A 13065-nucleotide genomic window follows, 5' to 3' on the forward strand; every position below is an offset into this window, starting at 1 on the left:
GGTCGAATGACGATTAGTCCTCCGGAGCGAGAGGAAAAGAAAGCAAGAGTCATCGTTGACAATGATCCAGTACCTACCTCATTTCAAAAATGGGCGCAACCTGGACATTTCGACAGATCCTTAGCCAAAGGTCCAAAAACCACCACCTGGATTTGGAACCTGCACGCCCTCGCCCACGATTTTGACACTCATACAAGCGATTTAGAAGACATATCCCGTAAGATATTCGCCGCGCACTTTGGCCATCTGGCTGTAGTAGCAATCTGGTTGAGCGGGATGTTATTCCATGGCGCTAAGTTCTCCAATTACGAAGCCTGGTTGAGCGATCCATTAGGCGTTAGACCCAGCGCTCAAGTAGTTTGGCCTATTGTTGGACAAGACATTTTAAACGGTGATGTGGGCGGTGGCTTCCACGGCATTCAAATCACCTCTGGCTTGTTCCAAGTATGGCGAGGCTGGGGTATAACTAGCTCCTTCCAGTTATACGTAACTGCGATTGGTGGCTTGGTACTAGCAGGCTTGTTCCTATTTGCAGGTTGGTTCCATTACCACAAACGCGCTCCCAAACTGGAATGGTTCCAGAATGTGGAGTCAATGCTGAATCATCACTTATCAGTATTACTAGGTTGTGGTTCTTTGGGCTGGGCTGGTCACTTAATCCATGTGTCCGCACCAGTTAACAAACTGTTGGATGCAGGTGTTGCCATCAAGGACATTCCCTTGCCCCACGAGTTCATTTTGAACAAAGACTTAATCACAGAGTTGTATCCCAGCTTTGCCAGTGGTTTAGCACCTTTCTTCACCTTGAACTGGGGAACTTATGCTGACATTCTGACCTTCAAAGGCGGATTGAACCCCGTAACAGGCGGTTTGTGGATGACTGATATTTCTCATCACCACTTAGCGATCGCTGTACTGTTCATCATTGCCGGTCATATGTACCGCACCAACTGGGGTATCGGTCACAGCATCAAAGATATCCTAGAAAACCACAAAGGACCCTTCACTGGTGAAGGTCACAAAGGTCTTTACGAAAACCTGACCACCTCTTGGCACGCTCAGTTGGCTACTAACCTGGCCTTCTTGGGTTCCTTGACAATCATCATCGCGCATCATATGTACGCGATGCCTCCCTATCCATATTTGGCAACTGACTACGCTACACAGTTGTGTATCTTCACTCACCATATTTGGATCGGTGGCTTCCTGATTGTTGGTGGTGCTGCTCACGCAGCGATCTTCATGGTACGGGATTACGATCCTGTTGTTAACCAAAACAACGTCCTGGATCGCGTGATTCGTCACCGTGATGCTATCATCTCTCACCTGAACTGGGTATGTATTTTCCTTGGCTTCCACAGCTTTGGTTTATACATTCACAACGACACAATGCGTGCCTTGGGTCGTCCCCAAGATATGTTCTCCGACGCAGCAATTCAGTTGCAACCTGTGTTTGCTCAGTGGGTACAAAACCTACACACACTGGCTCCAGGCGGCACAGCACCCAATGCGTTAGCACCAGTTAGCTATGCTTTTGGTGGCGGTGTGTTGGCAGTAGGCGGCAAAGTCGCAATGATGCCCATAGCTTTGGGTACCGCAGACTTCCTAATTCACCACATTCACGCCTTCACCATTCACGTCACTGTTCTGATTTTGCTCAAAGGTGTACTGTACGCCCGCAGTTCTCGTCTGATTCCAGATAAGGCAAACTTAGGTTTCCGCTTCCCTTGCGACGGTCCAGGTCGTGGCGGTACCTGTCAAGTTTCTGGTTGGGATCACGTGTTCCTAGGACTGTTCTGGATGTATAACTCCCTGTCAATTGTGATTTTCCACTTCAGCTGGAAAATGCAATCTGATGTTTGGGGAACTGTAGACGCAGATGGCACAGTAAATCACATTACTGGCGGTAACTTCGCTGAAAGTGCCATCACCATTAACGGCTGGTTGCGTGACTTCCTGTGGGCGCAAGCTACACAGGTCATCAACTCCTACGGAAGTGAATTTTCTGCTTATGGACTGATGTTCCTAGGCGCTCACTTTGTTTGGGCATTCAGCTTAATGTTCCTGTTCAGTGGTCGTGGCTACTGGCAAGAACTAATTGAGTCGATTGTTTGGGCGCACAATAAACTGAAAGTAGCACCAACCATTCAACCTCGTGCTTTGAGCATCACTCAAGGTCGGGCTGTAGGCGTAGCTCACTATCTATTAGGAGGAATTGCCACCACTTGGGCATTCTTCCATGCACACATCCTTTCAGTAGGGTAGCAATCAGTTTGTAGAGTGCTGAGTGCTGAGTGCTGAGTAATCAGTTAAAACTCAGGACTCAGGACTCAAAACTCAGAACTCTAAACACTGACACCTGATGGCTAAAGGTCAGAGGACATATCAAAACCTATGGCAACAAAATTTCCAAAATTTAGCCAGGATCTCGCACAGGACCCGACTACTCGTCGGATTTGGTATGCGATCGCTACAGGCAACGACTTTGAAAGCCACGATGGCATGACGGAAGAAAATCTTTACCAAAAGATTTTCGCTACGCACTTCGGTCACTTGGCAATCATCTTCCTGTGGGCATCCAGCCTCCTGTTTCACGTAGCCTGGCAAGGTAACTTTGAACAGTGGATTAAAGATCCCCTTCACGTCCGTCCCATCGCCCATGCGATTTGGGACCCACACTTCGGTTCTCCTGCGATTGAAGCTTTCACCCAAGCTGGTGCAAGCAATCCTGTAAATATTGCTTACTCCGGTGTTTATCACTGGTGGTACACCATCGGGATGCGGACAAACACAGAACTGTATACCGGTTCAGTTGGTCTTCTCCTATTGTCAGCAGTATTCTTGTTTGCCGGTTGGTTGCATTTGCAACCCAAGTTCCGTCCTAGTCTTTCTTGGTTTAAGAGTGCTGAACCCCGCCTGAACCACCACTTAGCTGGTTTATTCGGTGTTAGCTCCTTGGCTTGGACTGGTCACTTGGTTCACGTTGCTATTCCTGAATCTCGTGGTATTCACGTAGGCTGGGATAACTTCTTGACTGTAGCTCCCCATCCAGAAGGCTTAACTCCCTTCTTCACTGGTAACTGGGGTGTTTACGCTCAGAACCCTGACACCGCAGGTCATCTGTTTGGTACTTCCACTGGTGCTGGTACAGCGATTCTCACCTTCTTGGGCGGTTTCCACCCCCAAACAGAATCCTTGTGGTTGACCGACATGGCTCACCACCACTTGGCGATCGCTGTTATCTTCATCATCGCCGGTCATATGTACCGCACTAACTTCGGAATTGGTCACAGCATCAAAGAAATGCTGAACTCCAAATCCGGTTTAGTTCCCGGTAGCAAGAGTGAAGGTCAGTTCAACCTGCCTCACCAAGGTCTGTACGACACCATCAATAACTCCCTGCACTTCCAACTGTCTTTGGCATTGGCAGCACTAGGAACTATTACCTCCTTGGTGGCGCAGCATATGTACGCCCTGCCTCCTTACGCATTCATTGCTAGGGACTACACAACACAGGCAGCATTGTACACACACCACCAGTACATCGCTGGTTTCTTGATGGTTGGTGCATTCGCCCACGCTGCCATCTTCTGGGTACGTGACTACGACCCCGAACAAAACAAAGGCAACGTATTAGACCGGATTTTGCAGCACAAAGAAGCGATTATCTCCCACCTCAGCTGGGTATCTCTATTCTTAGGCTTCCATACCTTGGGCTTGTACGTTCACAACGACGTAGTAGTTGCTTTCGGGACTCCTGAAAAGCAAATCTTGATTGAGCCAGTATTTGCTCAGTTCATTCAAGCTGCTCACGGTAAAGTACTCTACGGTTTAGACACATTGCTGTCTAACCCCGATAGCATCGCTTACACAGCCTATCCCAACTACGGTAACGTTTGGTTGTCTGGCTGGTTAGATGCCATTAACTCTGGCACTAACTCCCTCTTCTTAACAATCGGACCTGGCGACTTCTTGGTTCACCACGCATTCGCTTTGGCTATTCACACCACCACCTTGGTACTTGTTAAAGGTGCTTTGGATGCTCGTGGTTCTAAACTGATGCCCGATAAAAAGGACTTCGGTTATGCGTTCCCCTGCGACGGTCCAGGCCGTGGCGGTACTTGCGATATCTCCGCATGGGACGCTTTCTACCTGTCTATGTTCTGGATGTTGAACACCATTGGTTGGGTAACCTTCTACTGGCACTGGAAACATCTAGGTATTTGGCAAGGTAACGTTGCTCAGTTCAACGAAAACTCTACCTACTTGATGGGCTGGTTCCGTGATTACCTCTGGGCTAACTCTGCTCAGTTGATTAACGGTTACAACGCCTACGGCATGAATAACTTGTCTGTTTGGGCTTGGATGTTCCTCTTCGGACACCTGGTTTGGGCAACTGGTTTCATGTTCCTTATCTCTTGGAGAGGTTACTGGCAAGAGTTAATTGAAACCTTGGTTTGGGCGCACGAGCGTACTCCTCTAGCTAACTTGGTTCGCTGGAAAGATAAGCCCGTTGCTCTCTCCATTGTTCAAGCTCGTGTGGTCGGTTTAGCTCACTTCACTGTTGGCTATATCGTCACCTACGCGGCGTTCCTCATTGCTTCTACTGCTGGTAAGTTCGGTTGATCTTGACTACTAGTTGTAGCTAATTAAAAATCCCCTGCCGTAAGGTGGGGGATTTTTTTGTTTGGGTGGGCAGCTTAGGTGAATTACGACAACAGTTACATCCGTCTTGTCCGTCTATTTTCCGGTTGGCTATGTCGCAAAGGGACTACTTCCGCTTCACTACTTTCCCTTGCTACTCGAATCAACAATCCCGCAGATACCAAACTAGCAATCATGGAATTACCACCATAACTAAACATAGGTAAGGGTAAACCTGTAGTTGGGAGAGAACCTGTAGCCACACCAATATGCAGCAGTGATTGTCCTACCATCACAACCGTTACGCCAATTGCTACCAATCGATGTACAGAATTTTTGGCTTTTAGCGCTACAATTAATCCCAGTGTGGCGAATACTGCCAAAAGTAACAAAAGTAAGATACTGCCAACAAAGCCAAATTCTTCAGCAAAAACAGCAAAAATAAAATCGGTGTCTTGAATTGGTAAGTAAAATAGCTTTTGTTGAGAAAGCCCAAATCCAGCCCCCCAAGTGTTACCTGAACCTACCGCTAGTAAACTTTGCACTAATTGGTATCCATCTCCTGTCGCGTCAGCCCAGGGGTTGAGGAAAGACATCACCCGCTTGCGTTGATATTCTTTGATGCTAATACTGAGTACTGCTAATAGGACTCCACCAATAGCTGTTCCTCCTAAGTATTTGTATGGTAGTCCCGCTGCTAGGGCAATTAACCAAATTGTCATACCGCAGAGTGCTGTTGTACTTAAGTTAGGTTGAGCCAAAATGCCTAATAATACAAGACAAAACACACCCAGCCAAGACAAACGAACCCCCCAACTTAATTTTTCCCATTGACCAAAGATTCGCGCACTTTGCAATACTAAAAAGGGTTTAATCAATTCTGATGGTTGAATGGGAATTGGTCCCAAGGCTATCCATCTAGCTGCATCAAAAGCTTTCTTTCCTAATCCTGGGATAAGGGTGACGAAAATTAACAATAAAAACAGCATTAAGAACCAATGAGATACCCCCAAAATTTTTCGCAATGGGAGATTGGCAATGATGTTGAAGATGATTAAGGAAGCTAAAACCCACAGAACCTGGCGCTTAAAATAGTACAATCCGTCACCCTGACGTTCATCAGCAACAGGATAGGAAGCGGAAAAAAGCATAATTAAGCCGACAAACAGCCAAATTAATGTTAACCAGCGCAACAATCGCGCTTCTAAAGCCCAGGTAGAGACGGAATTATCAAAAATTGGTATTAGTTGGCGTAGATTCACGAGGTATTAACATAGAGGAATATAAGTTATTTTAGATTCCACTCGCAAATTAACTCTTAAATCAATTTAGCTAATCCTTTTCTTTCTCTACACTCCATAACCAGCCTAAACAGATAAGTTGGTGATTTACTGAATATATCTTCGAGAAATGCTTAAATACTTAAGACGAAGAATAATTATAGACAACTATTTTCGGAAATATTACGTATTGACTACACTATTCTCAATTGGATTATGGCAAATAGGTGCTTGGTCTACTTTAGAGTTACTCGGATTTAATTTATTGTTCTCTACACGCAACTATCTACCTCATCCCAGTTGGGATTCACGCATAGTCGTTATTGGCATTGATGATGCTACATTACGTCAATATGGACAGTTTCCTTTGTCACGCGATCGCTATACTCAATTATTAGAAACACTAGAAGCCTCTCCTCCTGCAACCATTGGCTTTGATATTTTATTTACTGAACCTACCAGCTACGACGAACAACTGGCCGAAGCAATGGCAATCAATGGCCAAGTTGTTTTAGCAATTGCCCCCGGTTTACAAAAACAAACCCTGCTGCCAGTCCCAATTCTAGATCATGTCACTGCCAAAGGACACATTGCCAAAAATGCCGACTTGGATGGAGTAACACGTCAATTATCTCTCTACATTAATCAAGTTCCTTCCTTCAGCATGACATTACTGGAAAAATACAATCATAGTTTGCAGCAAACCTTTAGCGCCAATAGTACTAACTCCAGGAAATCATTGGTTCAGTTACCACCTCTGCAATCGACAGTAAACGCACAATCAGTTTTGATTAACTGGTTAGGTCCTACTCAGGGAAATCAAGGAATCCCCACCTACTCCTTTATCGATGTTGTCGAAAAAAAGGTAGATACAGCTAAATTAAAGAACAAAATTGTCTTGGTGGGACTGACTGCAACGGGAGCAAACGATCCTTTGAAAACTCCCTTTGATCAAATACCCCCAACCTCTGGTGTCTACCTACACGCCGCCGTTATTGATAATATACTTAATAAACGACTGTTAAAAAGATTACCTGCTAAGTTTGAACTCTTGATATTATTTCTTATTGGCATCGGTTCTAGTCTAATACTAGTTCCTTTGCAATTTCAGGAACGAACTCTTTTTTTAGGGCTGTTGCCCATAACGTGGTTTAGCGTATCAGTTTTAGGGCTAACAATCTCTAATCTTTGGTTGCCTACAGCTGCACCTATCGGTACTATCCTCTTAGCAGGGCTAAGTATTCAATGGCAAGAACAAAAGGAAAAACAACAATTGATGAGTTTATTTGCTCGTCATGTTTCTCAAGAAACAGCAGAATTAATTTGGAAGCATCGGGACGAGATTTTTCAAAATGGTCAATTAGATGCCAAAGAAATGGTAGCAACGGTTTTATTTACCGACATTCGGAGCTTTACTACAATTTCTGAGGGTATGAAACCACGAGAATTACTCAACTGGCTAAACTCTTATCTAGGTGCTATGGCTGAGTGCATTCAACAGCATCACGGAGTAGTTGATAAATACATTGGCGATGCTATTATGGCTGTTTTTGGTATTCCCTTCCCCCACACCCATTCCAAGGAAATTCAACAAGATGCCATTGATGCTGTCTTGGCGGCAATTTCCATGCAGGAAAAATTAGTGGTTTTAAATCAGGAATTAAAACGGCTGGGTCAGCCCACCATTAGCATCGGTATTGGAATTCATACAGGTCTAGTAGTTGCTGGCAGTATTGGTGGATCTCAACGATTAAATTATTCTGTATTGGGAGATGCTGTGAATATTGCCGCTCGTTTGGAACAACTCAACAAAAATGTAAAAGAGGAAAATCCTCATAGCATCTTAGTAAGCGAAACAACTTTTCAGCTGATTAAGCAACACTTTTATACCCGACAAGTACAGCAATTACAGCTGCGAGGCCGCAAAAAAATAACAATGGTTTATTCTATTACCGGGAATAAACGTGAATTTGACAAGACCCAGGTGTAAAAACCAGACATTCTTGAAAAAGAACTGATACAGTAAATTGTAGCCAATCAAAGAATTATTTGACATTTCTTTGGTTATTGAAAAAGCTCTAACAATCTGGTGAGTAGGTGCATCGGTGCATAGGTATCTGATTATAGCAATAGTTACTGCTGTTTTATGGGAAACTTTATCATGTAAGGCCGGGACCCAGCCACCCCCTTGCATTCCCAACAGCCTGCCTGAAGTTAGCAAATCCCTCAACAGTATCCAACAGAACAATGTAATTGTCATCGGCAAAATTCCAGCCCGTCCGTATGTGGTAGCTGTCCCTGGCCAATCCGATGAATTATTAAACCTCGTCAGAAATCATATTGCTGATGCGTTTCTGGCACAGCACAGGTTGGGAATTTATGTATATGCTGGAGCATCTTCAAGGAGAGAAGAGGCTGAATGCTTGTCTCATTTTTTGAGATCCGAAGGGCTAGATGCACGAGTTGTTTATTTTCACCAAAAAACTACTCAGTAGGAAACCTTTGACTGGATTATTCAGTACAGACAATCATCTGGAGATAGATATGAAAACTTGGTGGGCTGGCAACTTGATATTCTTCATGTTTGCACTAGTTATTACCCTTCATGCTTCCGCAGCAGATAATCAATTACAGGTTAAGATAAATCGTTGGATAGAAGTAACTCGTATCAACGGACAGGTACTATATTCTCGTGGGCAGTCATCTCAACCTGCTCGCAGCGGTATGCGTCTAGAATCTGTAGGGGATACCATCACTACCAAGCAAGGTTCCAGTGCCGTTTTGATAATTGATACAGGGACTGGTTTTATCAATGTTTCCGAAAATACAACTATATCTGTAGATAAACTTCAGATGGGCGAGAATGGTGAACGGATTACAGAACTCCAGGTAAAGACTGGGCAAGTTCGTCTGCAACATCGTCCATTAACTAATCCATCCTCTCGTTTGGAAATTCATACTCCTGCTGGAGTAGCTGGAGTGAGAGGGACTGAATTCGGTGTGAGTGTACAAGATAATGGCAAAATGGGAATTGGTACTATGAAGGGTAGTGTGGCCATAACTGCTCAAGGGCAAACAAAGTTAGTAAATGCTGGGTTCCAAAATCTGACAATTCCCGGAGAGCCACCTTCTGAACCAGTTCCTCTACGTGAGGATACTATTCTGGATATTCGTCAACTCATAGCCAATAACAAGCAGGTGAAAATTGTCGGTATTATTGATCCTGTTAACTTGCTAGTGATCGCCAAGCAGCGGCTGAATATCGGTTCTAATGGTCAGTTTAATATTACTCTTCCTTTACCCACTAATCGTAGATTGGAAGCCTTTGTAGTTACTCCTTTAGGTAAAAAGCAGTTATATGAACTTGCAGTCCCTTAAAGGATGTTTGTAAACTCATAAAGTTTACCGATAAATCTCTTTTTCAATAGAATGCGATGCTAGACAAGCAAAGTTGAACCTACTCGGACTAATACACAATGAATGCTTTATAAATCACTCAGATAAATTTATATCTGGTAATAGTTATGTATATTTCTGCTTATCTGTAAAATATAATCGCTGAAGCAGAAATTAATTATAATTCCCAAATACTCTTTTAAGCAAATAATAATCAATCTTATAATAGCAGTTAATCTTTATGTTATGTAATCAAGCATTAATAACTGCATCTAAATTAGATATTGTTTAAGATATAAATACTTTAATGAAACTTATACAAACTAAACCTGTCAGCGAAAGACAAAGAAACAGGACTTACGCAACTGGCACATTGGTAGGGTGCGTCAGACTGCATAAATCTAGTAAATAAACGGATTTTTGATATCTGACGCACCCTACAATAGATTTTTGGTGTGACACTTGCGTAAGTCCTAAGAAATTGTCATAAATTTCCTAATTAACCAAGTTTTTTAGTAAAGTTGACGCTAAATTAATTAACGATATTGGGTTTATTCGGTTTTTGTCATGTAAAATAAATTTACGGGCGTACTTAAAGCTCAAATTAAAATTTGACTTTTCTTTTTAAGAAATGTATAAAAGTAATGTAAAGATTGGTGAACTTTACTAAGGATTGTTCAACAATACATCAACTTTTTTAATCATTTTTAGTGGAGTGGCGATAATCGCCAAAATAAAAACAGTATTAATACGGATATAAAATCATCAAATAGGAAGTAAAATAGAATGTCAGTGGCAAAGGCGCATTCGTGTGGGGATATAACAAATTTAACTAAGCATGGAAATGTTATCAGGGTGTAGGGTACAAAGCATTAAATGAAGCCTCCGTTGATTTATATTTACTAATATTCTCAATCGAAGCTTAAGAATACTATCTACCAAGTATATAGAAAATCAATGGGTGCTACTCATATTAGTTGACGGAGTTTGCGATCGCTAACATTAAGATGCTTGCTAACTAATACATAGCTAGTATGGGTGTTCTGGAGACTGACTTATTGATTACAAGGAATAAAGTATGACCAACTCAGAACTCATAGAATCTCATAACTTATTAAATGAGTTTAAAAGCTGCACTCAATTACAATACAACGGAAAATTAAGCATTAAGAGTTCCAAGGGACGACAATGGGCTTTCTACTATCGTCTGGGCAGGTTAGTTTGGGCGACAGGGGGAACTCATCCTTTCAGGCGTTGGCGCAGACAAATGGCTCAACACTGTCCTCATGTCGATTTAGATAAAATCCGTTGTCGGGATGAAGACATCGCTATCGATTACTGGGACTATAACCTCTTAGATATCTTATACAAAAGACAGAAAATTCAAAGGGAACAAATTCAAGCTATTGTCGAAAACACAATTGCAGAACTTTTTTTTGATTTAGCACAGGAAGTAGATTTTGCATCTGTAACGTCTAATCTTAGCCAGGACGTTATTTTAGATATGCCAATGAGCTTCACGAGTGCAGATATGTCTATAAAACAGATGCAAGATTCATGGGCAATTTGGTCAAAGGTAGGTTTGGCTAATGTTTCTCCTAATTCATCACCAGTGTTACGGAGACCAGAACAACTTCAGCAAATGGTCAGTCCATCTGTATACAAAAACTTTGTTAGTTTAATTAATGGCAAATATACTCTGCGAGAGCTAGGTGTAAAAATGAGGCAGGATGTCATGCCGATTGCTCGTTCCTTGCTTCCCTATATTCTTAAAGGAATTATTGAATTAGTAGAAGTCCCAGATGCACCTTTACAAGTTAGTGAAGTTGAGAATTCTACACCTAGACAGCCCAAAAATAAAATTGCTCCCTTGGTGGCTTGTGTTGATGATAGTCCCCTGGTTTGTAAAATGTTAGAAGATATCATCACTTCTAATGGACTAAGGTTTATCAAGATCGAAGATGCTGTACAAGCTTTGCCTATTTTGATTCAGCACAAACCTGACTTGATTTTCTTAGATTTAGTGATGCCAATAGCCAGTGGCTACGAAATCTGCACTCAATTGCGACGCATTCCTACCTTCAGTAATACACCAGTAATTATCTTAACTGGCAATGATGGTCTTTTAGATAGAGTTCGCGCTAAGGTAGTCGGTTCTACCGATTTTATATCCAAACCGATAGTCTCTGAGCGAGTTATGGGTGTAATACGTAAATACGTATCAATGCAGGCTGGCTCAACAGTTAAAAACACAGCAAATTTAGAAGTTTCCAGTTAACATGACTTGATAGTTGGCGCTGATACCAATTTATTAATACAAGTTAGCAAAAAATCATGATATTCATGAACTCGTCTGTATGTATTCAAGTTTATTTGTGTGCATTGGCAATAGTTTTCCTTCAATCTTGGTTCTACGTAACTTTATTTGTTACTAAAGTATAGCTATCATCAAAAAAAAAATGATTTAGTTTAGGTTTTTGAACTCAGGGTAAACTTTTTTGATTAGTTATTAACAGCACCTCAATTTAGCAGTTAGATATGTTAACTTATATTGAATACGTAGGTTTTATTAGGAAAATATATATACAATGACTTAGATAAGATAGAATAAAAATGAGGGTAATCAGAATTCAGTAAAAATACTTAAATAGTTCAAAGTAGATCAAAATATGTTATGTAAACATTGTTGCCTTCTACTTATTAACTCCAGTCTTTTTGCACTAGCATTTATTCAATGAGTCTGATTGCATATTCGAGTTTTTGTTTCCATAATAAGCATAATTTAATAGGTGTTCCCATGAGTACTGTTTTAGTTGTTGAAGATGGCTTGACTGATATGGAAATTATTAGCCGTTACTTGCAACAGGCAGGCTATTCTGTAGTTTGTGCGACAAGTAGTGAAGAGGCACAAGAAAAAATTGACATTAATAAGCCAGATGTCATATTACTGGATGTGATTTTACCCGGTAAAAGTGGGTATGAAATTTGCCGAGAACTACAAAATAATCCCATTACTAGCCAAATACCAGTGGTTTTTTGCTCTACAAAAAACAGTGAAGTAGATAAGATTTGGGGGAATATGTTAGGTGCTAAAGCTTATCTATCAAAACCAGTAGATAGAGAAGAATTAGAAATAACTCTGAGAAAATTAATCAATAAGTAGAAAATACGCATTGATTACCAAAACTAGTCACTATTTATAATTTGGTTTTAATCACTAATTAATCAATAGTGGTTAAACCCAATAATTTAAGACAAAGGAAGATTAACTTTGGAGACAAGAGAAAAATTTTTAAGTTTTCATTTGGGAGTCAGAGATACAGCAGTAATTTCCTTACACCACATCACCGAAGTATTACGAATATCAATGACAGAAATATGTGGAGTTCCACAAATGCCAAATTGTGTATTAGGTATTTATAGTTGGCGTGGGGAAATGCTTTGGCTGGTTGATTTAGAAGAAATGTTAGGTTATCCACCTGTTTTACAAAGTTCAAATTTACTCTCAAAAATGATGGCAGTTGTGTTAGAAAATGAGGGTAAATATCTGGGTCTTTTGGTACGCCAATTGACAGATATTGAATCGCTAGATACCCAGCAAATGAAAACACCGTCTCCTGATCTATTTCATTCAGCAATATCACCGTTCTTACAGGGATATTTTACTAATGGTTCAGAGGAGATGATTTTTAATTTAGATGCTTTAGCTATTCTTAAATCGCCCATGTGGGGAAGTCATAACTAA

General features: G+C 41.5%; 8 protein-coding genes. 7 read left to right on the forward strand and 1 reads right to left on the reverse strand.

Annotated elements, in window-relative coordinates; all coding sequences use genetic code 11:
- Positions 1-6 precede the first annotated feature (6 nt).
- Positions 7-2265, forward strand: coding sequence for a photosystem I core protein PsaA (gene psaA, locus ANA7108_RS0118745; protein ID WP_016952350.1), 2259 nt, complete (start codon positions 7-9; stop codon positions 2263-2265).
- A gap of 129 nt (positions 2266-2394) precedes the next feature.
- The gene (psaB, locus tag ANA7108_RS0118750) at positions 2395-4626 is read left to right on the forward strand and encodes a photosystem I core protein PsaB (RefSeq protein WP_016952351.1); all 2232 of its coding nucleotides are present in this window, start codon (positions 2395-2397) and stop codon (positions 4624-4626) included.
- A gap of 95 nt (positions 4627-4721) precedes the next feature.
- Here the strand turns inward: psaB and ANA7108_RS0118755 are convergent, their stop codons facing one another.
- On the reverse strand, positions 4722-5906 hold the full coding sequence (locus ANA7108_RS0118755) for an FtsW/RodA/SpoVE family cell cycle protein (RefSeq protein WP_016952352.1): 1185 nt from the start codon (positions 5904-5906) through the stop codon (positions 4722-4724).
- 208 nt (positions 5907-6114) lie between these two features.
- On the opposite strand from ANA7108_RS0118755, the gene ANA7108_RS0118760 reads away from it, so the two are divergent.
- From ANA7108_RS0118760 to ANA7108_RS0118785, 5 genes are all read left to right on the forward strand, one after another.
- Positions 6115-7914 carry a CHASE2 domain-containing protein gene (locus ANA7108_RS0118760; protein WP_016952353.1) on the forward strand — a complete coding sequence of 600 codons (1800 nt, stop codon included), beginning with the start codon at positions 6115-6117 and terminating at the stop codon, positions 7912-7914.
- A 554-nt stretch (positions 7915-8468) separates the two neighbouring features.
- Positions 8469-9302, forward strand: a complete 834-nt coding sequence (locus ANA7108_RS0118770) for a FecR domain-containing protein (protein ID WP_016952355.1) — start codon at positions 8469-8471, stop codon at positions 9300-9302.
- Between the two features lie 1096 nt (positions 9303-10398).
- Positions 10399-11598: a response regulator gene (locus tag ANA7108_RS0118775; RefSeq protein ID WP_016952356.1), complete on the forward strand. Its 1200-nt coding sequence runs from the start codon at positions 10399-10401 to the stop codon at positions 11596-11598.
- A 519-nt stretch (positions 11599-12117) separates the two neighbouring features.
- Complete coding sequence (locus ANA7108_RS0118780) at positions 12118-12483, forward strand: response regulator transcription factor (RefSeq protein WP_016952357.1); 366 nt, start codon at positions 12118-12120, stop codon at positions 12481-12483.
- Positions 12484-12591: 108 nt separating this feature from the next.
- The gene (locus ANA7108_RS0118785; RefSeq protein ID WP_016952358.1) at positions 12592-13065 is read left to right on the forward strand and encodes a chemotaxis protein CheW; all 474 of its coding nucleotides are present in this window, start codon (positions 12592-12594) and stop codon (positions 13063-13065) included.

Origin of the sequence: Anabaena sp. PCC 7108 (genome assembly GCF_000332135.1) — a bacterium.
GTDB lineage: Bacteria > Cyanobacteriota > Cyanobacteriia > Cyanobacteriales > Nostocaceae > Anabaena.

Bases quoted from the DNA above. Each gene is read 5' to 3' on its own strand.
- ANA7108_RS0118770 (WP_016952355.1), top strand. From the start codon at position 8,469: ATGAAAACTTGGTGGGCTGGCAACTTGATATTCTTCATGTTTGCACTA.
- ANA7108_RS0118780 (WP_016952357.1), top strand. From the start codon at position 12,118: ATGAGTACTGTTTTAGTTGTTGAAGATGGCTTGACTGATATGGAAATT.
- psaB (WP_016952351.1), top strand. From the start codon at position 2,395: ATGGCAACAAAATTTCCAAAATTTAGCCAGGATCTCGCACAGGACCCG.
- psaA (WP_016952350.1), top strand. From the start codon at position 7: ATGACGATTAGTCCTCCGGAGCGAGAGGAAAAGAAAGCAAGAGTCATC.
- ANA7108_RS0118775 (WP_016952356.1), top strand. From the start codon at position 10,399: ATGACCAACTCAGAACTCATAGAATCTCATAACTTATTAAATGAGTTT.